A 21,111-nucleotide genomic window follows, 5' to 3' on the forward strand; every position below is an offset into this window, starting at 1 on the left:
TATCCCTAAACTTGTTTAAATTTCTTTTCTGAAATAAAATTGATCATGAAAATAACCAATCTTAGTAACCTGATATTAGCGATTTTTTGCCTTGTTTTTTTGAATTCTTGCAAGAATGAAGAAAAGCAATCTAATTCTTCTTCGGAAGAAAATACTGAAAAAGAGCAGGTATCAGCTGAGAATACAACAGAAGAAGTTCCTGTAGTTTTATTTTTTGGAACCAGTTTAACGGCTGGTTTAGGTTTGGATACGGCTGAAGCTTATCCGGCTTTAATTCAGAAAAAAATGGATTCGCTGGGAATGGATTATAGCGTTGTAAATGCCGGTTTAAGTGGAGAAACCACTGCGAGCGGTTTGAATAGACTGGATTGGGTTTTTAAACAAAATGTAGATATTCTGGTTATCGAACTCGGTGCCAATGATGGTTTACGTGGCGTTTCTTTAGACGAAACCCGAAGCAATCTAGAAAAGATCATTAAGATCGCCAGAGAGAAAAATCCCGAAGTAAAGATCATCCTGGCAGGAATGCAAATTCCACCAAATATGGGTGAAGAATACACGACTGAATTTCGCTCCCTTTTCCCAGAACTTGCGAAGGAATATGATTTAGAACTTATTCCATTTTTGTTAGAAGGTGTTGCCGGTGATTCAAAATTAAATCAGCAAGACGGAATCCATCCCACAGCAGAAGGACAACAGATTCTAGCCAATAATGTTTGGGAAGTCTTGAAGGATGATGTTCAGTGATTCAGTATGCAGTTTTCAATTACCAATAAACAGGGAGCAATTATCAATTTTTGTCACTTCGAGTGGCAAATCTTGGAGTGAAGCGGAGAGATTTGTTGTATTGAGAAGTCTTTTTCAGTTGGCAGTGATCAACCAATAATAAACAATTTGCATTAAGTGTCATTTCGAGCGAGGTACGAGTCGAGAAATCTGTTTTCAGTTTTAGCTAAGATCTCTCCGCTTCGCCCGTCTACCGGCGAGGTAGGTTCGAGATGACGTAAAACCTTTGCACATTCAAAATTCAGCATTCAAAATAAATTCATTTGGCTAAATTCTAATGTCTAAAAGCAGAGCGATCTCAAGTCTAATATCTAGCAGCGAAGCGATCTGATTTTCCAAAACAAAAAATCCGACTAAAAATATAGCCGGATCTGTATACTGAAAATTCATATTTCTGATTATAATTTTCTAACCCAAATATTTCTAAATTGAACTTTGGTGCCGTGATCCTGTAAAGCGATCACATCTTCTTCATGAGCTTCTGGATAGTTATGCAATCCAATATAAAGCGTTAAGCCCTGTATCGTAGTGTTGTTTTGTACAACAACTCCGTTATGAAGCACGGTGATCTTTGCTTTCTGGTCTAACTTTCCGTCTTTAAAGCGTGGTGCAGTGTAAATCACATCGTAAACGTTCCATTGATCAGGCGAGCGCATAGCGTTCACTAATGGCGGCACATCTTTGTAAATACTTCCTGCCTGCCCGTTGCTGTAAGAACGATTATTGTAAGAATCTAAAATCTGTAATTCGTATCTATTCTGAAGGAACAATCCACTGTTTCCACGGCCTTGCCCAGAGTTTTCAACTTTATCTGGTGCGCTCCATTCGATATGGATTTGTGCATCACCAAATTTCATTTTAGTTTGAATTCCGCCAGTTCCAGGAACAACTTCAAAATAACCATCTTTTATGGCCCAGGGAGCTGCATTTTCGGTATTTGCCTGACTTACCCATTGGTCCAAATTCTCACCATCAAAAAGAACGATCGCATCTGAAGGTGCATCGCCAGGTTTTTCACCCGGAGTGATTTTTTCTACCTGTGGTTCCCAAATTTCAGTCATTTCTGGTTTCATGGGCATTGGAGATTCTTCAGGCGGAGTAGTAGGAGCATCAACTTGAGAAAAACCGATGGCAGAACATCCAATTCCGAATAAAAATAGTGCGGCTATTTTAGATTTTTTCATATTCGTTAAAATAGTGTGTAATTAAATTTTTTCTGAAATATAAAGAATAACAAATAAAAAGCCTTTAAAAATTACGGAATTATAAAATTTGAGACTAGATCAGTTTTCAGAAATTAAATCGATTTTGGTTGATTTTGAGTGTAATTTTTATTCGATAAACGAAATCAAAGGCATTTTCTACTAGAATATGTTTTGGAAATTCTCAATGCATTTTATTTAAAACAATTCCAAATAGATAAGATTTAAGACTGTTTAAAGATTATTTTAGTAATTTTTATGAAAAATTATGTCATGGCGAAATTCAATCTTAATATTAACGGTGAAGATAAAACCGTAGATGTCGACCCAAGTACCCCACTTTTATGGGTTTTAAGAGATCACTTAAATCTGGTTGGAACAAAATATGGCTGCGGAATTGCCCAATGTGGCGCTTGTACGGTTCATTTTAATGGATCTGCAGTGAGATCCTGCCAGTTACCGGTTTCTTCTCTGGAAGGAAGTAAAATTAAAACTATTGAAGGTTTATCTGAAAACGGAGATCATCCTGTGCAACAGGCATGGTTAGAAATCGACGTTCCGCAATGTGGTTATTGTCAGGCGGGTCAGATCATGTCTGCTTCAGCATTATTAGAAAGCAATCCAAATCCTTCAGACGAAGAAATAGAGAACGCAATGAATGGCAATATTTGTCGCTGCGGAACCTATAGCCGAATTAAAGCTGCGATAAAAGCAGCTTCAAAATCCCAAGTAGCCTAATTTAACCTCAGAAAAATGACAAAGAAAAGCACAACAGTAAATAGAAGATCTTTTATAAAAAGTGTTGGTATTGCCGGTGGTGGTTTGCTTATTGGTTTTAACTGGCTAGCGTGTAAACGTAGCGAAGAAGTTGCCGTGGCAGACGCTGCTTTAGAAATGCCAGATGAATGGTTTGAGCTAAACGGTTACTTAAAAATAGGCGATAATGGAGTAGTAACGATCTATTCTCCAAATCCTGAAATTGGCCAGAATGTAAAAACCTCGATGCCAATGATGGTGGCCGAAGAGCTTGATGTAGACTGGAATAATGTGATCGTAGAACAAGCGCCTTTAAATACTGAATTATATTCAAGACAGCTTGCAGGTGGTAGTCAATCTATTCGCCAAGGCTGGGAACCGCTAAGAAGAGCGGGAGCAACGGCAAGATATATGTTATTAGAAGCTGCTGCAAAACAACTGGAAGTTCCGGTGGAAGATCTAAGCGTAGAAGACGGAGTCATTTCACATTCGGGTAGCGATAAAACTATTTCCTACGGAGAGATTGCGAAAGCCGCTGCAGAAATCGAAATTCCAGAAGAAGATAAAGTGGTTCTAAAATCTAAGAACGATTTTAAGATTATTGGTTCTTCAAGAAAAAATGTAGATGCTAAAAAGATCGTGACCGGGCAACCGCTTTTTGGTTTAGATACCTATAAAGAAGGAATGTTAACGGCCATGATCGTTCATCCACCAAAATTTGGAATGGAATTTAAATCGATGGATGCCGAGAAGGTCAAAGAAATGCCTGGCATTAAAGACGTTTTTACGATCGATACCTATCCTGAAGATACTCAAAAGCAATGGAGTGATGTTTCTGCTTTTAGCAAACTTGTTGTTGTTTTAGGTGAATCTACCTGGCAGGTGATGCAGGCTAAAAAAGCACTAGAGGTAGAATGGGATTTAAATCCAGAATTGACCAAAAAGATCGAAATTCTTGAAAAATCTGCCGGGATGGGCGAGGTGAGTGGTTTAGAAAGTTCAGCAACTCATACTTCTTTAATGGCCGATGTTGGTTCTAAAAAAGCAAAAGCGATACGAAAAGATGGTGATCCAGAAGCCGCTTTTAAAAATGCAGCGAGAGTGATAGAGCGTTCATATACATGTCCGTTTTTGGCGCACAACTGTATGGAACCTATGAACTTTTTCGCTAATGTCACCGCAGATAAAGCCGAATTATTAGGGCCAATTCAAACTCCGGAATATGCAGAGAAAACGATTCAGTCTCGTCTAGGCTTAGATTTGGAAAATATAGATATCCAAATGACCAGAATGGGCGGTGGTTTTGGACGTCGTCTGTATGGGAATTTCCTGGTAGAAGCTGCTGTGATTTCTCAAAAAGCTGGTGCGCCTGTTAAATTGGTGTATTCTAGAGAAGATGATATGACAGATGGTGTTTATCGCCCGGCTTATCATGTAAAATATAGAGCTGCTTTAGATGCTAATAATAAGATCACTGCGTTTCATGTAAATGCAGGAGGAATAAAAGAGAGTCCTTTATTTGCCAATCGTTTCCCTGCGGGAGCTATCGATAATTATTTAGCTGAAAGCTGGACGGTAGATAGTAATATTTCTATAGGAGCTTTTAGAGCGCCACGGTCGAATTTTATTGCCGGTGCCGAGCAATCATTTTTAGATGAACTTGCTGAAGAAATCGGCCAGGATCCAATTCAGTTTAGATTAGATCTTTTGAAGAAAGCAAAGGAAAACCCGGTAGGGGAAAATAACGATTATGATGCCGCTCGTTTTGCCGGTGTTTTAGAAATGGTAAGAGATAAATCTGGTTGGAAAAAAGATGATCAAAATCTAAATCGCGGAATCTCGGCTTATTATTGTCACAATTCTTATGTAGCCCAGATCCTCGATCTTCGAGTAAAAAATAACGAGCCAATTATCGATAAAGTGGTTTGCGCGGTAGACTGCGGAATTGTAGTAAATCCAGATGCTGCTAAAAATATGGTTGAAGGCGGAACAATAGATGGTATTGGGCATGCTTTATACAGTAAAATTAGTTTTGAAGATGGGATGCCACAACAAAGCAATTACGATACGTATCGCCTGATTCGACATAAAGAAGCGCCAAAAAGTATAGAAATTTATTTTGCTGAAAATGGTATCGATCCTACAGGATTAGGTGAACCACCGTTTCCACCGGTTATTGGCGCTTTAGCCAATGCTTTATATAAAGCAACCGGGAAACGTTTCTATGATCAGCCTTATATTTCAGGACTTCAGGGTGACTTAAAAACATAAAGCTTTATTAAAAGCGCTGATTAGTTTGCTTCTTTTAGAAGCTTCTTTTTACATTTAGCAAAAAAGAACGCTATGAGAAACCGATCAGCGCTTGCTATTTTATTTATAGCAGCAAGTTTATGTTTTAGTTGTAACCAAAAACCTTCCGAAGAAAAAGAAAAATCTTCAGCAGTTGAAACTAAAACCGAAACCCAAAAGACTACGTCAGATCTTATTTTTGAAAAAGGAAAGAAAACTTCTGCAGAGAAATTTGTAGGGAATGTTTATATGAACCTTTTAGTGCCTGAAGATTCTGTGTATACCACAAAATCGGGTTCAGTTACTTTTGAAGCCGGTTCCAGAACCAATTGGCATTACCATCCTAGCGGCCAGATTTTAATGGTTACCAATGGCGTTGGATTTCATCAAATTGAAGGACAGCCTAAAGAAGTGATCAAAAAAGGCGACGTAGTGAAAGTTCCAAAGAACGTAAAACACTGGCATGGAGCTTCTGTAGAAGAAGATATGACACATATTTTTGTGATTCCTAATGTTGAAATGGGCGGCTCTAAATGGTTTGATCCTGTGACCGATGAGGAGTTCAAAAACTAGGTCTAATATTTAACAATTTCAGCCTAAGATTTTTTAAAATCAGATTCGATTTTCAACTAATTTCGCCTTTTGAATGAAATTAGAAGAAAAAGTAAGGGCAGTCGAAAGTTTGTTCGAAACCCTTTCAGAAGAGCTTGATATTTTTCAGGCTCAGGCTGGTTTTAGCTGTGCTGTGGGATGTGGAAAATGTTGTGAAAAACCAGGAATCCAGGCTTCGCCTTTAGAATTTTTGCCCTGGGCATTTCAGTGTTTTTTATCTGGAAAAGCTGAGGAAACTTTAGCACAGCTAAATACATCTACTCTAGAAATTTGCCATTTATATAAAACTTTAAGTTTAGAAAGTGGTTTGGGAAGATGTTCGTCTTATCACGAACGCGGATTGGTTTGCAGACTTTTTGGTTATGCTGCACAGCGAGATAAATTGGGGAAACTTCAGCTGGTAAGTTGTAAAATTTTAAAGGGACAGTCGGTTGCTTTTCAGAAAACATCTGTAGCGATAAATGAAGAGCTAGCGGTACCAGTTTTTAGTGATTACTATTTGCAATTGGCACAAATCGATTTTAGTCTAGGAAGAAAAATTATTCCTATTAACAAAGCGATGAAAGTTGCTTTAGAAGAAGTTTTACAATATTATTCGTATCGTCCTTTCCCAATTAATTGGAAAAGAACTGCTTAGATTTTTAATCAATATTGGTTAAAAAACGCTTTCATTTTTGAAATTTAAACTTGTGAATATCTAATCTTAGGATTACTTTCCTGGCAAGCTTTAAATTTTATTTTTGCGCTCCTAAAAATTTAAGACATGAGCGTAATTTGGTATGAATGTAAGGTGAAATACAGAAAAACACATGAAACAGGCGAGCAAAAAGTGGTAACAGAAGTGTATCTGCTGGATGCAGTGTCTTATACTGAAGCTGAAACCAGAATTACTGAAGAAATGCAGAAGCTTACCAGTGAAGATTTTATGATCAAAAACATTAAGATCGCTAATTTCGCTGAGGTTCACCCTTTTGATAATTCAGATCGTTGGTTTAGATCAAAAGTTTCTCTTATTGCGATGGACGAGGAAAGCGGAAAAGAGAAAAAATCGAATAGTTACATGCTGGTGCAGGCAAACGATGTAAAAGAAGCTTTTGAAAATACTGAAAAAGCGATGGAAGATACCATGGGAGATTACACCATTCCGTCTATCGCAGAATCGCCAATTTTAGATGTGTTTCCATATTTTACAGGGGAAGAAGAGCAGCTGGAAAAATACAATATGATGGATGCTGTAGAAACGCTAAGTGAGGAAGCAAGCCAGGAAGAAGAATAAAAAATAGTTGCTGAAACTTACGAATTTCAGTTTATAAGAATATCAAAATTTTAAGCCTCTCAGTTAGTTACTGTGAGGCTTTTTTTGTTTCAGCAAAATTGAGAAATAAAATATTTGAACTCTAAATATGTTTCAAACTCTTTATTAAAGAAATTAATAATGCTGTATTTAAGTTTGTATTGTGTTAAATTTTGATAATTTAAGAAAAAATTATAGGCTATTTTTTGTTATAGTGTTAATATTAAAGCGGTTTTCTTAAGATAGAATGGATTGAAAAAATGCTAACCACATTTTTGAGTTTTTTATTTTTCCCTTAGAAAGCCATGCACTAAAAACGTTAGCCAACTCAAAACAAACTTAATTTATGAAAAGAAGAGACTTTGTCCAATTAACCGGAATGGGTTTAGGGGCTATGATGCTTCCTTTTTCTACGATGGGAAGTAATATTGCTGCTGAAGCCCTTTTAGAACCGGGATTAGATGTAGCTGCAAAAAAGATCCTTGCCGATGTAGCCTTAAATACAGCCAGAAATCTGGGTGCAAGTTATGCAGATGCTCGTATTGGCCGATACCTAAATCAATATGTATTTACTCGTGAAGATAAAGTACAAAATGTAGTAAATACCGAATCCTTTGGAATAGGAATTCGTGTAATTGCTGAAGGAACATGGGGATTTGCTTCCACCAACGACGTGACTGAAGACGGAATCAAGAAAGCGACCAGCCAGGCTGTAGCCATTGCAAAAGCGAATTCTAAAATTCAGAAAGAACCAGTACAATTAGCACCAGTTGAAGCGCACGGTGAAGTGAGCTGGAAAACGCCTATTAAAAAAGATTTTAAAGAAATTCCGGTTTCTCAAAAAGTAGAATTGCTTTTAGATGCGAATTCTGCCGCGATGAATAATGGAGCCAATTTTGTGAATTCCTCTTTATTCATGGTGAACGAGCAAAAATATTTTGCTTCTACAGATGGTTCGTATATCGACCAGGATATTCATAGAATCTGGCCAACTTTCGATGTAACGGCTATCGATCGTACGGCAGGAAAGTTTAAATCCAGATCTGCTTTAAGCGCACCAATGGGTATGGGCTACGAATATTTAGACGGTTTAGAAAGTGAAAAATTAGTTGGGCCAGCCGGCTTAAAATTATATAGAAATAGCTACGATATTATAGAGGACGCCACTTTAGCTGCTAAACAGGCTAAGGAAATGCTTACGGCAGAATCTGTTCAGCCAGGAAAATACGATCTTGTTTTAGAGCCTAATCATTTAGGACTTACTATTCACGAATCGGTAGGGCATCCGCTAGAATTAGACCGAGTTCTTGGTTACGAAGCGAATTATGCGGGCACTAGTTTTGCAACTTTAGACAAGTGGAAATCTGGAGACTTTAAATATGGTAGCGATAAAGTAAATATTGTTGCAGATAAAACGCAGCCGCATTCCTTAGGAGCTGTTGGTTATGATGATGAAGGTGTAAAAACCAAAAAATGGGATCTTATTAGAAACGGAATTTTAGTGAATTACGAAGCGATAAGAGATCAGGTGAAAATTATCGATCAAAACGAGTCTCATGGTTGTTGTTATGCACAAAGCTGGAATGATGTTCAGTTTCAAAGAATGCCAAATGTTTCTTTAGAACCGGGGAAAGAAAAATACTCGGTAGAAGAAATGATAAAAGATGTAGAAAAAGGAATTTATATCGCCGGTCGTGGTTCATATTCTATCGATCAGCAGCGTTATAACTTCCAATTTGGAGGTACCGTTTTTTACGAAATTAAGGATGGGAAGATCGTAGGAATGTTAAATGATGTTGCGTACCAGTCGAATACCCAGGAGTTTTGGAACTCTTGCGTAAAGATATGTGACGAGAGTGATTATCGTTTATTTGGTTCGTTCTTCGATGGAAAAGGTCAGCCACCACAGGTTAGCGCCGTTTCTCATGGAAGTTCTACTTCGCGATTTAAAGATGTAAATGTGATCAATACAGGAAGAAGCATCTAAATTCTCTAACCTAACAAATTAAAAAATGGCAATATATACTGAACAAGAAGCTCGTGAAATTCTTGATAAAGCAATGAGCTTTTCTAAAGCAGATGCTTGTGTAATGTATCTAAGCGGAAGCGAAAGCGGAAATATTCGTTACGCAAGAAATACCGTTTCTACAGCAGGGCATCAATCCAACCAATCTTTACAGGTGGTGGCCAACTACGGAAAGAAATCTGGAACCGCAACAATCGATGAATTTGATGACGATTCTTTACAAAGTGTTGTAAAACGTGCTGAAGAATTGGCACAGCTTTCTCCAGAGAATCCTGAATTTATGGATCCTTTAGAGCCACAAACCTACGACAAACCCGTAAATTACGTTGAAGCAACAGCAAATATTAAACCAGAATATCGCGCTGAAGTTGCTGCAAGTAGTATTAAACCCGCTTCAGAACAAGATGTGACTGCAGCCGGATTTTTAGATGATGGCGCTTCATTTAGAGCCATGTTAAATTCTAAAGGATTATACGCTTACGATAAATCGACTAGTGTAGATTTTACGGTAACCATGCGAACTAATGATGGTACAGGTTCTGGATGGGTAACCAGAGATTATAATGATATTTCGAAGTTCGATCCAGAAGAAGCTTCAGCAATAGCAATAGAGAAGGCGGTACTTTCTAAAAAAGCAAGAGCGATCGAGCCAGGAAGATATACCGTAATTTTAGAACCTGCAGCGGCCGGAGATCTTTTAAGAAATATGTATCGTTCTCTTGGCGCACGTACTGCAGACGAAGGTCGTAGTTTTATGTCTAAAGAAGGCGGCGGAACCAAGCTTGGCGAAAAAATAGTAGACGAACGTGTAAATATTTGGAGTGATCCTTTGCATCCAGATGTTCCAACGGCAACGTGGAATGGTGATGGTTTACCGCTTAAAAAAACAACCTGGTTAGAAAATGGGGTTGTTAAAAATCTTGCATACGATAGATATTGGGCGTCAAAAAGTGGCGTAGATCCTGTGCCTTTTCCTCCAAATATGATCATGGAAGGTGGTGATATGTCTCGCGAAGAATTAATTAAAAGCACTAAACGCGGAATCTTAGTAACACGATTCTGGTATATACGATCTGTAGATCCGCAAACCTTGCTGTACACAGGTCTTACGAGAGACGGAACTTTTTATATCGAAAATGGCGAAATAAAATATCCTGTAAAGAATTTCAGGTTTAATGAAAGTCCGATTATCATGCTAAACAACCTGGAAGCTCTGGGTGAACAGGTTCGTGTGAACGGAAGCTTAATTCCGTATATGAAAATTAGAGACTTTACATTTACCAGCCTTTCAGACGCTGTTTAGTTTATACTGAAAACATATAATCCATAATCTCATGTATTTTTTGGGATTATGGATTTAATTTTAACCAAAAGAAAATTCATAACCGAAGCCCCTCAATTTGAATAAGGATTTTTTCTTTACCAGATTACAATACGAATCGGGAGATTGGGATGTAGACCAGCGAATGCCTTCCAACCTTTTAAATTCTTTGATCGAATATACTTCGTTACCCGTAGATACTCAGGAAAACATTATTTCTCTGGGAAGTGATGAAATTTTTAACTGCCCTTTTTGCTATTTATCGGGACACAAATTGGTGCAATTTACCAAAGCCGAAAGCGATAATTTTAAAAAGTATGTTGAAAACGGCGGATTTGTGTTTGTAGACGATTGCAATCATGATATCGACGGACTTTTCGCAAAATCCTTTGAACGGCAAATGGATGAACTTTTTGGGTCTCAAAAATTAAAAAAAATCCCAAACGATCACCAGATCTATTCCAGTTTTTTTGAGTTTGAAGACGGCCCGCCAACTACTTCACAAGAATTAAATGGTTGGGGAGACGATTTGGTTCACGAATATCTTAAAGCAATCGAAGTCAACGGAAAAATTGGAGTTTTGTATTCCAACAAAGATTATGGTTGCGAATGGGATTATGATTTCAGAAATAAAAGATTTTATAGAATAGATAATACTCGCTTTGGTGTAAACATCGTGATGTATGCACTAACCGCATAAGAGTTTTAAAATATGAATAAAGAATTAGCAAATCTTGAAAAAGAAGTAGAGCGTCTAACCACGAAGATCGAACTTCTAAAAAAAGAGATAGGGAAGATCATTATTGGTCAGGAAGAAACGATAGAACAGTTATTAATAACGTTTCTGGCTGGCGGTCACGCGTTGCTGGAAGGTGTTCCCGGATTGGCAAAAACCTTAATGATTAGAACTTTATCTGATGCGATCGATCTTAAGTTTAGACGAATTCAGTTTACGCCAGATCTTATGCCTTCAGATATTATTGGTACAGAAATCTTAGAAGAAGATCATTCTACAGGTAAAAAGTTTTTTGAGTTCAATAAAGGGCCAATTTTCTCGAATATTATCCTTGCTGACGAAATTAACAGAACACCACCAAAAACACAGGCCGCTTTGTTAGAAGCCATGCAGGAATTTGAAGTAACTTTTTCAGGAAAAACCTATAAACTGGATAAGCCATTTTTCATTCTGGCTACTCAAAATCCTATTGAACAATCGGGAACATTCCCATTACCAGAAGCGCAGCAAGACCGTTTTCTGTTATATATAAAAATTGGATATCCAACAGAGCAGGAGGAAACCAGTATTTTAAAAAGCACCACATGTTCAGTAAAAACAAAAGTGAATTCGGTTATAAGCGGAGAAGAAATTGTGCGCCTGCAACAGCTGGTTAGGGAATTGCCAATTAGTGATGATCTAATAAGTTATGTGAGCAAGATCGTTAGGGCAACACGACCCGAAACTTCATCCAACGATTTTGTAAAAGAATGGGTGAGTTGGGGAGCAGGGCCAAGAGCAGGACAAGCCATGATCCTAACCGCAAAAGCCAGAGCCTTATCACAAAAAAGACTTGCGGTAACCAAAGAAGATATCGATGCGGTAGCCTATCCTGTGCTGCGCCATCGCGTTATCGTGAATTTTAAGGCGGAAGCTGCACGAATAACCTCAGATGAAGTTACGAAAGATCTTTTGAAGAATATCGCTGTTTAGATGAATACGTATCAGGAACTTTTAAAACCAGAGATCGTAAGGGAAGTTTCGGGCTTAAGCCTGATGTCCCGAGTAATTGTTGATGGTTATTTACAGGGACTGAATAAAAGCAGGCATCTTGGCGTGGGGATGGAATTTAGCCAGTATCGTGGTTACGAAGCCGGCGACGATTTGCGCTTGCTAGATTGGAAAATGCTCGCCAGATCTGGGCGCTATTATATCAAACAATCTGAAATAGAATCGCAGATCAGCGTAAAATTTATTTTAGATGCCAGTGCTTCAATGGAGCATAGAGAGAATGCTTTTACAAAGATGGATTTTGTAAGAATTTTGGTCGCATCTATATCTTATCTGGCGCATAGTCAGGGCGACGATGTTGGGCTTTTTGCTTTAAATCAACATCAATTGCAGGCTGTTTATCCAAGAGCGGTGAAAAAGGATTTTAACCGATTGTTGCACGAATTGATTTCTATTGAAAATCGAGGGAAATGGCCAGAAAAATCGACTTCTTTTAATCAAATTCATAGTCATAATCGCAAAGAGATCGTCTTTTTCATTACCGATATGCATCAGCATCAATACGAGTTGCAGGAATTCGCAAAAGGACTGAAAACAGATCGAAATGAAGTTGCTGTACTTCAAATTATGGGAGCGCAGGAAATGGAATTTCAGTATAAAGGAACACTAACTTTCGAGGATATTGAAACTGGCGAAAAAGTAAAAATTTCAGCAAAAGAAGCTAAAGATCAATATTTAAAAGATCTGGAAAAGAATATTAAGGAAAACGAAGATTTTTTCCTAAGCAATGGTATCGATTATCAACTATTTAAAATGAACGAGCCACTGACCGAAACTTTAAAATTATACCTCAAAAAACGAATTAAACTAGCTTAAATGTCTTTCGTAAACCCAACTTATTTATGGAGCCTTTTAGGACTGTTGGTGCCTGTCGCTATCCATTTATGGAATAAAAGCGAGGGGAAAACCATAAAAGTGGGAAGCATACGGCTAATTAAAGAAAGCCAGACTTCTAAGAGCAGTAGATTGCAGTTTAACGAGCTGTTTTTATTGCTTTTACGGCTAATTTTAGTCAGTTTGATCTGTTTTATTATGGCAGCTCCAGTTTCGATTTCTAAACGATCGAATTTAGAGGTCGCTTATGTGGTAGAACCATCTTTGCTGAAATTAAATAGTATTAGGTCTTTAGTTGATTCGATAAATGATGATAATGAAGTTTATTTATTAGCTGAAGATTTTCCCGATTATACTGAAGAAGACACTGAATTTAATTCTGAAAAAAAGCAGCTCGAAAATCCCCAATATTGGCAATTAGCGCAGCAATTTTCTAAGCTGCATAGCGATAGTCTTGTGGTTTTTAGTAAAGGTAAAGTAAGCGGAATTAAAGGAAAACGACCTGAGGTTTCTCAAAAAGTAAACTGGATTTTAATTGATTCTACTGAAAGTACCAGTGAAATTATTGAGATTACAAGCTTTAAAGATTCGTTAGAGCTTTTACAATTCGATATTGTACAAAATTTAGGACGATTTTCTAAGCAACGAATAGCTGCAAAAGACATTGAAGGATATTCTATTCCTGAACATGTATTAAGAACCGAATTGGATACGATTCGAGTTCAGTTTTATGATGATTTGGAGATTGAAAATCAGGTTGATTATTTAAAAGCTTCATTTTCTGCTTTAGGAAAATATTTAAAAAGACCGCTTGTTTTTAGGGAATTTGAGCAAGTAAGTTCAGATGAAAAATCTATTAAAAATAGAGATTTTTTAGTTTGGTTAAGTGAAAATGAAATCCCGGATTCCGGTACCAAAAGTTTAATTTTTAAACCGAATATTTATGCTGAAAACCTTATCGAAAAAACTACTAAAGCCGGAGTTTTTCAGCTTACAGATATTTTACACCGAAAGAATATTCTAGAAGCTCATCTTGCTGAAGATCTGTTGCAACTTATCGAATTACATCCAAAGATCGAGTCGAAAATAGCAGAAACTGATACTCGAAATATTGATAAATCTATTTTAGCTCCAGTTTTTAAAGAGGGTAGCAAAAGTAGTTATTTGGCAAAATTCGATTGGGCGCCATGGCTTTGGTTAGCTTTTTTAGTGGTTTTTATTATTGAAAGAATCGTTTCAAAACTAAGAGAGCAATGAAACAGGCAGCGAACATTCTTTTTAGTTTTAAAAAGCGCTGGCAAATTTATGCTTGGCTAAAGGTTTTTGGTTTTTCAATAGCTCCGTTGATTGTTTTGTGGGCTTCAGGAGCGAAATTATGGGTTTTAGCACCAGTTTTTTTAGTGCTGTTTATCATTGGAATAGTCATTATTAAACCTTTCAGAATAGGGATTCAAGAGGTTTTAAGATTTATAGATTCACGTTTTAGCGTTGTAGAACATAGTTCGAGTTTGCTTTTAAAAAAGGATTCAGAATTATCCAATATCGGCCAATTGCAGCGAGAAAAAATTGCGCAGCGACTTCAGGAGAAATCTAAATCCTTAAAACCACCGGTTTCATTTAAAAACTTAAGTATTTTCTTGCTTTGTTGCCTGGTGGTTGGTTTTGGTTTGCGATATTTTGGAATCACTCTAAAAAACATGTCTGATTTTCAACAAAATCGAATTGATAATTCGGTCACTTTTACTTCAGTAGATTCAGTTTCTTCATCAGATTATACTCCGGCTGTTGCAAATTATATTTTAGAAATTCGCTATCCAGATTATACAAAAATCGGCAGCTTCAGAAGTGAAAAAATGGATGTTGAAGTTTTAGAAAATTCAGCATTAAACTGGACGGTTGATTTTGATCAAAAAATTGACTCGGTTTTCTTAGAATTTCAGTCAGATTCCTACAAAATGAAGGGTGGAAACGAGCAGTTTAAATTCAGCAGAAAAATTAACGAATCTGGTGTGTATAATTTCAGGTATTTCGATTCGTTGGGGAACGAGTATATTTCAGATCTGCATAGTATTAGTGTTTTTGAGGACGAAGATCCGGTGATCGAGATCGAAAATTTAGATCAGTTTAGTTCATTTGAGTTTTCCGAAGAAAAAAGACTTCAATTTTCATCAAAAATCAGCGATGATTTTGGAATAGCTAACGCGTATATCATTGCAACGGTAAGTAAAGGTAGCGGCGAATCTGTAAAATTTAGGGAAGAAAAGATTGAATTTCAGGAAGGCATAAATTCGGGTTCAAAAAGCTTGAATCTCGATCAACAAATCGATCTGGATCAATTAAAAATGGAACCAGGAGACGAGCTTTATTTTTATGTAGAAGCTTTAGATTTCAAACAACCGAGCGCCAATGTTTCCAGAAGCGAAACCTATTTTGCGGTGATTAAAGACACGGTGGAAATGGATTATATGGAGGCCGGCGGAATGGGCGTAGATTTGCTGCCAGACTATTTTAGGAGTCAGCGGCAACTCATCATCGATACCGAAAAACTGATCAAAGAACAGCCAGAAATAAGCCGAAAAGAATTTGAAACCAGAAGCAATAATCTTGGGTTCGATCAAAAGTCTTTACGCTTAAAATATGGACAGTTTATGGGAGACGAAGCCGAAGGAAGTCTGGCGGCTGAAAATGCTGAAAGTTTGGACGGAGAAGAAGATTTGCTGGCAGAATATTCGCATCGACATGATAGTGATAACGAGCATAATTTGGTTGAAGAGCACGGGGATGAAAACGATGATGAGGAAGATCCATTAGAAAAATATGTTCATAATCATTCAGATCCGGAAGAATCTACCTTGTTTGCAAAATCCCTAAAAACTCAACTGCGGCAGGCCATAAACGAGATGTGGGATGCCGAATTGCAGTTGCGGGTGTACGAGCCAAAAGCTTCTTTAGCATACCAATACCGAGCTTTAGAATTAATCCAAAATATTAAAAATAGCTCCCGAATTTATGTGCATCGTATTGGTTTTGATCCGCCGCCTTTAAAGGAAGATAAGCGTTTAACGGGCGAATTAAAAGATGTAGAAAGTTATCGAAGATCGCAGGATTTTGAGCAGGAAAATGAATTTGAAGCGATTAGAAATGCCATTGCTGAATTGGAGGAATTTCAGAAAAATACACCTGCAACTTTAAGCGAATCGAGTAAAGAAATATTTCAAAAAGCCGGGGAAGAACTGGCAAGGGAAGCCATTGAAAAACCGAGACAGTTTTTGGCAACACTAAAGGATGTAAAGATGCTTAGCGGGGGTGATCTGGAAGGACTTAATTTGAAAGAAATTCAGCAGGGATTACTTAAGGCTTTGCCAAAACCAAATGAGAAGGCGATACCATCGAAGTCTTACCAGAATCGTCTGGATCAATTAATGCTTGAAGAATTGGAGGTTTATGAATAGTAAGATTACATTTTTAAACGATCAATTTTTAGGCTTTTACCTTTTGGGTGCAGTATTACTTTTGGTCGTTTTGATCTATAAAGAATTTGGGAACTCAAGAAAATCTGTGTTTTTCCTAAGAGTTTTTATAGGTGTTATCGCCATATCTTCATTACTTGCTATTGCATTGAAGCCAGCTTATCAAAGTACCAAAAAGCGAAACAAAGCGGTAGTAATCACCGAAGGAGCGAAGGAAGCTCAGCTTGACAGCTTGAAAAAAATATATCCTAAAATCACCAAAATCGAGTATAGTTCGGGTGATTTTATAAGTCCGGAATTAGAAGCTGCGGGCGAGGTTTTTGTTTTGGGTTATGGAATTGAAGAATATGATCTTTTTCAATTTAAAAATAAAAAGGTAAACCTTTTACCTGCGGAATTGCCAGCTGGAATAGATAAAATAATCTATCCAAAGGAATTGATTGAAGGTGAAATGCTGAATATAAAAGCACATTTTTTCAAACCTGAAGAGGGTTATAAAGCTTATTTAAAAGATTTTGGAGGAATTAAGCTGGATTCGGTTGTAATTACTGAAGCTGACTTTGAATTGAAAGCAAAAACCAAAGTCAAAGGAGAGTATGTTTACCAGATAGAGATTCAGGATTCTGTTGGAAATATCTTGGCAAAAGAGCCTTTACCCATAAAAATAAATACAGCCCAAAAACTACGAATATTAGTATTGAACAATTTCCCGAGTTTTGAAACACGCTATTTAAAGAATTTTTTGGCTGAAGAAGGGCATCAGGTTACGCTAAGAACGCAATTGACAAGTAATCGATATAAATACGAATATTTAAACACAGAAGAAGCTTCATTTTCAGCAATAACCGAAGAGTTTTTGAATGATTTTGATATTTTGGTGATGGATGTTTCAAGTTTTAAGCAATTTTCAGTCAAAGAAAAACAAGATTTGGAAATGGCTGTTAGAAGAGATGGCTTGGGAGTTTTTATTCAGCAGACAGAAAATTCATTTCAGCAAAAAACATTAGTGGATTTTGAAACTCAATTGGATGGATTGCCAAAAATAAAATGGCCGGAAAATTCAGAAGTCGAAATTGCTAAATTTCCTTATGTATTTCGGAATTCGGTGAATACCTATTCTTTGTTAGCAAATGAAAATAACCTGGCTTTTTACAGGTATTTGGGCAGGGGGAAAGTAGGAAGTGGAATGTTGCAGAATACCTATCAGTTGGTGTTAAATGGATACGATGAGGTGTATAGAGAAATTTGGGCGAATATTTTTAAAGCGCTTGCTAAACCGACACCAGAAATCCTTCATTGGGAAGTAGAAAATAGTTTTACATACAAAAATGAGCCTTTAAATTTTTCTATAAAAACAGCTTTAGAATCACCTAAGTTAATCGATTCTCTAGAGCACGAAATTCCTTTATTACAGCATTTGGATATAGCAGATGATTATTCAGCAACAGTATATCCTAAAAAAGCGGGTTGGAATCATCTAAACCTGGCAATAGGGGATGGTATTTCTAATATTAGTTTTTATGTTTTTAAGCAAGATGCTTGGAGCACAAAACGCAATGCTGATATATTGGAGAGTAATAAGTTATATTTCAATAAAACTATGACAGGAAGTTTAAGCGATTTTAATTATAAATCGATCAATTTGTATTGGCTTTATGGGATTTTAATTTGTTGTTTGGGATTTTTATGGCTTCATCCTAAGCTGGTTAAAAATTAATTGATTAAAATAGGTTATTGCCCGTACAATAATTATAAAAAATAGAAGTTCTATAAATATGTATTATTTAAGACTGTTCAAAGTGAATTTAACTAAATATATAGTTAGTTTTAACACTAATAAATAGTTTTATTTTATACGAAACCGTAAGTTTGCTGTACCTAATCATTATTTCGTTAATTTGTATTAGCCTACGAAAATGAAATAATATGGAGAAGGGGAGCAGACGTGCTCCCTTTTTTAGTTTTATTGGCACCGCCAAATGGTATAATACCCCGATGCTTGTCTCGAAATTAAAAATTTGTTTCCAACGGATGTCTCGATGGCTTGCCTCGAGGTAGTTTACTCTAATGCTTCACAATGATAAATTACCAAAATCTATTGGTAATTTTATACTTCTGTAAAATATACTTTCTAAATTTTAGTTAATTTATAAGGAATATGTGTAGTTTTGAAATCCGAAATTTTATGAGTGATGAGTACTATTGAGAAAATAACTTTAATTGTTGCCATTGTAGACGTACTTGCGGTAGTTATTTTTTACATTCTTTTAAAAAGATCTAAAAATAAAAAGTCGTAGTTTTTATCAATTCCGATTATAAAATAAAAACCCTGAAAGTGATTTCAGGGTTTTTTCTGTTTTGGGGATTTCATTTTAGCTAGTTTAACTAATAATGAACTGACTACTTATAAAAAATAAAAACAAAACTTTAAAAATAAAACCAGGGGCAAACTTTGGTTGTTTTTAGAAGGTCCGGAAGCAGTTGTTATGCGTTTTTGTGCTGCTCCCGGATCTTGATCTAACCAATGTAACCTCAACTATAACAATCTTTCTATTTTGTAATTTTCCAATTTTTTAAGGGCATAACATTTTTCTTTATCAATTGTGATAAGTTTGCCCATTTGCTTCGCTTTTTCTTTTAGCGAATAAAGCGTAAAAGCGGCTGGTAAGTCTATTTCAGAAATACTATTAATATCGATCTTAAGGATATTTAAGGCTTCTTCTAAGTACAACTGCAAATCTGCTTCAATGTCTTTAATCGTGTATTCATTTAAAACACCAGATATTTTGATTAGTTGCTCTTTTTGCTTTGTAGCCATTCTTACTTACATTTCTTTTTTGTTGAAATTACTAATCAATTCAACTTTATAATAACTTTTTTATGTAAGCGGCTTAATTTTTATGATAAGCGGTTGTTGTGATTATTTAAGCGGTAATTTTGATTATAGTACATCTATAGAACTGAGCACATTTTTTCGAAATCTTCTGCTTATAGGAATCACTTTATTCCCTATTAAAGCACTGTTATCTTCGATATCCTTAATTTTATCGATATTTATTATGTAGGATCTATGTGTTTGTACAAAGTTTTGAGCTGCTAATTTTTCGCTAACTTTCTTTAAACTGCAATAGGTGAAAATCTTTTCAGTTTCTAAATGAATAAAAACATAATTTCCACAAGCTTCAACAAAATCGATTTCGTTAGGGTTAATTTTTATTAAGCGTTTATCACTTTGTACATAAAAAGATTTTTGACCTTTACTGGCAAGCGCCATTTGTTGTTCTCGTTTTCCAATAGCTTTATTTACCGCTTTTAGAAATCTACTCTTTTTTAAAGGCTTTAATAAATAATCCAAAACATGGTCGAAATCAAAAGCTTCGATAGCATATTCTTTGGCAGAAGACATTAATATTACCTGGGGAGAATCTTTCATTAAAGAAAGAAGTTCAAACCCGGTAATATCGGGTAACATAATGTCTAGAAAAATTAAATCGATATTTGGATTCGATCTAATAAATTTCAGTGCATCGAGTGCACTTCTAAAGGTTCCTTCGAGTTTTAAATTGGTATGCTCTTGAATAAGCATTTTACATAAAGAAACCTGTAATTCTTCGTCATCTACAACTACACATCTCATCATTTCAGAATTTAGTCTTCAGGGAATTTCCTGAAATGTTAATTTATTTAACAATATAATTAAAAATTTAACTGGTTTAGATGTAGGATTAATTAATTGTGAATAACTTTTTATTCAGCACTATAATATATTCTGAATATTAATGAACTCTATAAACATTTTTTTATTCTAAAGCGTTTTATTTTAGAAGTCGATAATTAGTTTAAAAATGGCTAATGCATTGATTTTAAAAGGAAAGACTTTATTCAGTTTAAAATTTAACCTGGTGTTAAGTAAAGCTTGTGTTTTTGGAAAGAAATTTCCTGGGAGTCTTTAGCTAGATTTGAATCATAACGATCAAAAAATCTAACCACCATGAATTCAGTAGCAAACAACGGGAATATTTCCTACAGAGAAACCTTAAGGAAGATTAGGCAAAAACACCAAATTAAGCCAAATGAGAAGCATTCTTTAAAAGAACTAAAAAAAGCAAATATTAGATGTTTGGCGTTCACTACAGATGGGGGTTTTTGTGAGAAAGGTAATTTTTATAAAAACCTGGAAGCCGGCTTAGGTACTATTCGCATTAAATATCAGGATCACCAGACGGAAGAAGAAAAAGTGTTAATCCTAAATAAATATGAAAACCAAACCGAAGAAATTCCGTTAGATTTTAAAATAAATGCACTGTATCAAAAGATCGAAGATGCCTTTTGTTTTTATTCGCAAGCTTTAGACGAGTCGAATAGGTTATTTTTTAAGACCATTTTCAAAAATTTGTGTTTTCACAATAAAGCTTATATCTCTGGCTTAAGATCTCAATATAAACTGGCTAATTACAGGAGAAAACAAAACGGTTTAAAATGTAAAGAGCTAAGAGCTAAAGGAAGGGATTTCGTAATTAGAAGAAGTTTAGAGCTGCAATCTGAATTAGAATCGCTTTATAAAGATCTAATCCCTAATGTTGATAACAAACAGGATCGTCACACTTTAGAGAGTCATCTTAAATATGTAATGGAAGATAAACGATTGTTTTCCAGATTAAAAAGAGACAATTTTTTGATATAATTTTACTCGATAGTCGAGATTAAATATGAAATTTTGAAGAACTATAGTGAT

18 protein-coding genes are annotated in these 21,111 nt (G+C 36.0%); 15 read left to right on the forward strand and 3 right to left on the reverse strand.

The features are described from left to right. Positions 1-45 precede the first annotated feature (45 nt). The gene (locus IIF7_RS09680; RefSeq protein ID WP_084841489.1) at positions 46-747 is read left to right on the forward strand and encodes an arylesterase; all 702 of its coding nucleotides are present in this window, start codon (positions 46-48) and stop codon (positions 745-747) included. 437 nt (positions 748-1,184) lie between these two features. On the opposite strand, the gene IIF7_RS09685 is transcribed toward IIF7_RS09680, so the two are convergent. After that, positions 1,185-1,970: a 3-keto-disaccharide hydrolase gene (locus IIF7_RS09685; RefSeq protein WP_084841490.1), complete on the reverse strand. Its 786-nt coding sequence runs from the start codon at positions 1,968-1,970 to the stop codon at positions 1,185-1,187. A gap of 291 nt (positions 1,971-2,261) precedes the next feature. Here IIF7_RS09685 and IIF7_RS09690 point away from each other — a divergent pair, with 291 nt between their 5' ends. From IIF7_RS09690 to IIF7_RS09750, 13 genes are all read left to right on the forward strand, one after another. Beyond that, positions 2,262-2,726: a (2Fe-2S)-binding protein gene (locus IIF7_RS09690; protein ID WP_084841662.1), complete on the forward strand. Its 465-nt coding sequence runs from the start codon at positions 2,262-2,264 to the stop codon at positions 2,724-2,726. A gap of 15 nt (positions 2,727-2,741) precedes the next feature. Next, positions 2,742-5,015: a xanthine dehydrogenase family protein molybdopterin-binding subunit gene (locus IIF7_RS09695; protein WP_084841491.1), complete on the forward strand. Its 2,274-nt coding sequence runs from the start codon at positions 2,742-2,744 to the stop codon at positions 5,013-5,015. Positions 5,016-5,087: 72 nt separating this feature from the next. Beyond that, positions 5,088-5,606, forward strand: coding sequence for a cupin domain-containing protein (locus tag IIF7_RS09700; RefSeq protein WP_084841492.1), 519 nt, complete (start codon positions 5,088-5,090; stop codon positions 5,604-5,606). Positions 5,607-5,679: 73 nt separating this feature from the next. Continuing rightward, positions 5,680-6,282, forward strand: a complete 603-nt coding sequence (locus IIF7_RS09705) for a YkgJ family cysteine cluster protein (protein ID WP_084841493.1) — start codon at positions 5,680-5,682, stop codon at positions 6,280-6,282. 126 nt (positions 6,283-6,408) lie between these two features. After that, complete coding sequence (locus IIF7_RS09710; protein WP_084841494.1) at positions 6,409-6,921, forward strand: DUF4494 domain-containing protein; 513 nt, start codon at positions 6,409-6,411, stop codon at positions 6,919-6,921. 364 nt (positions 6,922-7,285) lie between these two features. Beyond that, a complete protein-coding gene (locus IIF7_RS09715) occupies positions 7,286-8,926 on the forward strand; it encodes a TldD/PmbA family protein (RefSeq protein ID WP_084841495.1) in 1,641 nt (546 codons plus the stop codon). Positions 8,927-8,951: 25 nt separating this feature from the next. Next, positions 8,952-10,268 carry a TldD/PmbA family protein gene (locus IIF7_RS09720; protein WP_084841496.1) on the forward strand — a complete coding sequence of 439 codons (1,317 nt, stop codon included), beginning with the start codon at positions 8,952-8,954 and terminating at the stop codon, positions 10,266-10,268. Between the two features lie 97 nt (positions 10,269-10,365). After that, complete coding sequence (locus tag IIF7_RS09725) at positions 10,366-10,986, forward strand: DUF4159 domain-containing protein (RefSeq protein WP_084841497.1); 621 nt, start codon at positions 10,366-10,368, stop codon at positions 10,984-10,986. Between the two features lie 12 nt (positions 10,987-10,998). Beyond that, positions 10,999-11,994 carry an AAA family ATPase gene (locus tag IIF7_RS09730; RefSeq protein WP_084841498.1) on the forward strand — a complete coding sequence of 332 codons (996 nt, stop codon included), beginning with the start codon at positions 10,999-11,001 and terminating at the stop codon, positions 11,992-11,994. After that, positions 11,995-12,888 carry a DUF58 domain-containing protein gene (locus IIF7_RS09735; RefSeq protein ID WP_084841499.1) on the forward strand — a complete coding sequence of 298 codons (894 nt, stop codon included), beginning with the start codon at positions 11,995-11,997 and terminating at the stop codon, positions 12,886-12,888. It begins immediately after the preceding gene. Next, entirely contained in the window at positions 12,889-14,163 is a 1,275-nt protein-coding gene (locus IIF7_RS09740; RefSeq protein ID WP_084841500.1) for a BatA domain-containing protein, read from the forward strand. It begins immediately after the preceding gene. Continuing rightward, a complete protein-coding gene (locus IIF7_RS09745; RefSeq protein WP_084841501.1) occupies positions 14,160-16,358 on the forward strand; it encodes a tryptophan-rich sensory protein in 2,199 nt (732 codons plus the stop codon). The genes IIF7_RS09740 and IIF7_RS09745 overlap by 4 nt, the downstream gene beginning before the upstream one ends. Then, entirely contained in the window at positions 16,351-18,093 is a 1,743-nt protein-coding gene (locus IIF7_RS09750; RefSeq protein WP_084841502.1) for a hypothetical protein, read from the forward strand. Before IIF7_RS09745 ends, IIF7_RS09750 begins: the two co-directional genes overlap by 8 nt. Before the next feature lie 819 nt (positions 18,094-18,912). Here the strand turns inward: IIF7_RS09750 and IIF7_RS09755 are convergent. Together IIF7_RS09755 and IIF7_RS09760 are read right to left on the reverse strand one after the other, a co-directional pair. Beyond that, the gene (locus IIF7_RS09755; protein ID WP_084841503.1) at positions 18,913-19,194 is read right to left on the reverse strand and encodes a hypothetical protein; all 282 of its coding nucleotides are present in this window, start codon (positions 19,192-19,194) and stop codon (positions 18,913-18,915) included. A gap of 123 nt (positions 19,195-19,317) precedes the next feature. Then, positions 19,318-20,016, reverse strand: a complete 699-nt coding sequence (locus IIF7_RS09760; RefSeq protein ID WP_084841504.1) for a LytR/AlgR family response regulator transcription factor — start codon at positions 20,014-20,016, stop codon at positions 19,318-19,320. Positions 20,017-20,367: 351 nt separating this feature from the next. Here IIF7_RS09760 and IIF7_RS09765 point away from each other — a divergent pair, with 351 nt between their 5' ends. After that, positions 20,368-21,060, forward strand: a complete 693-nt coding sequence (locus tag IIF7_RS09765) for a hypothetical protein (RefSeq protein ID WP_084841505.1) — start codon at positions 20,368-20,370, stop codon at positions 21,058-21,060. Positions 21,061-21,111 lie beyond the last annotated feature (51 nt).

The sequence above is a fragment of the Zunongwangia atlantica 22II14-10F7 genome (assembly GCF_002094855.1).
Lineage (GTDB): Bacteria > Bacteroidota > Bacteroidia > Flavobacteriales > Flavobacteriaceae > Zunongwangia > Zunongwangia atlantica.

Excerpts from the sequence above, each read along its gene's own strand:
- IIF7_RS09750 (WP_084841502.1), top strand. The coding sequence starts at position 16,351 with ATGAATAGTAAGATTACATTTTTAAACGATCAATTTTTAGGCTTTTAC.
- IIF7_RS09715 (WP_084841495.1), top strand. The coding sequence starts at position 7,286 with ATGAAAAGAAGAGACTTTGTCCAATTAACCGGAATGGGTTTAGGGGCT.
- IIF7_RS09765 (WP_084841505.1), top strand. The coding sequence starts at position 20,368 with ATGAATTCAGTAGCAAACAACGGGAATATTTCCTACAGAGAAACCTTA.
- IIF7_RS09760 (WP_084841504.1), bottom strand. The coding sequence starts at position 20,016 with ATGATGAGATGTGTAGTTGTAGATGACGAAGAATTACAGGTTTCTTTA.
- IIF7_RS09730 (WP_084841498.1), top strand. The coding sequence starts at position 10,999 with ATGAATAAAGAATTAGCAAATCTTGAAAAAGAAGTAGAGCGTCTAACC.
- IIF7_RS09700 (WP_084841492.1), top strand. The coding sequence starts at position 5,088 with ATGAGAAACCGATCAGCGCTTGCTATTTTATTTATAGCAGCAAGTTTA.
- IIF7_RS09755 (WP_084841503.1), bottom strand. The coding sequence starts at position 19,194 with ATGGCTACAAAGCAAAAAGAGCAACTAATCAAAATATCTGGTGTTTTA.
- IIF7_RS09740 (WP_084841500.1), top strand. The coding sequence starts at position 12,889 with ATGTCTTTCGTAAACCCAACTTATTTATGGAGCCTTTTAGGACTGTTG.
- IIF7_RS09745 (WP_084841501.1), top strand. The coding sequence starts at position 14,160 with ATGAAACAGGCAGCGAACATTCTTTTTAGTTTTAAAAAGCGCTGGCAA.
- IIF7_RS09695 (WP_084841491.1), top strand. The coding sequence starts at position 2,742 with ATGACAAAGAAAAGCACAACAGTAAATAGAAGATCTTTTATAAAAAGT.
- IIF7_RS09720 (WP_084841496.1), top strand. The coding sequence starts at position 8,952 with ATGGCAATATATACTGAACAAGAAGCTCGTGAAATTCTTGATAAAGCA.
- IIF7_RS09735 (WP_084841499.1), top strand. The coding sequence starts at position 11,995 with ATGAATACGTATCAGGAACTTTTAAAACCAGAGATCGTAAGGGAAGTT.
- IIF7_RS09705 (WP_084841493.1), top strand. The coding sequence starts at position 5,680 with ATGAAATTAGAAGAAAAAGTAAGGGCAGTCGAAAGTTTGTTCGAAACC.
- IIF7_RS09680 (WP_084841489.1), top strand. The coding sequence starts at position 46 with ATGAAAATAACCAATCTTAGTAACCTGATATTAGCGATTTTTTGCCTT.
- IIF7_RS09710 (WP_084841494.1), top strand. The coding sequence starts at position 6,409 with ATGAGCGTAATTTGGTATGAATGTAAGGTGAAATACAGAAAAACACAT.
- IIF7_RS09690 (WP_084841662.1), top strand. The coding sequence starts at position 2,262 with ATGGCGAAATTCAATCTTAATATTAACGGTGAAGATAAAACCGTAGAT.
- IIF7_RS09685 (WP_084841490.1), bottom strand. The coding sequence starts at position 1,970 with ATGAAAAAATCTAAAATAGCCGCACTATTTTTATTCGGAATTGGATGT.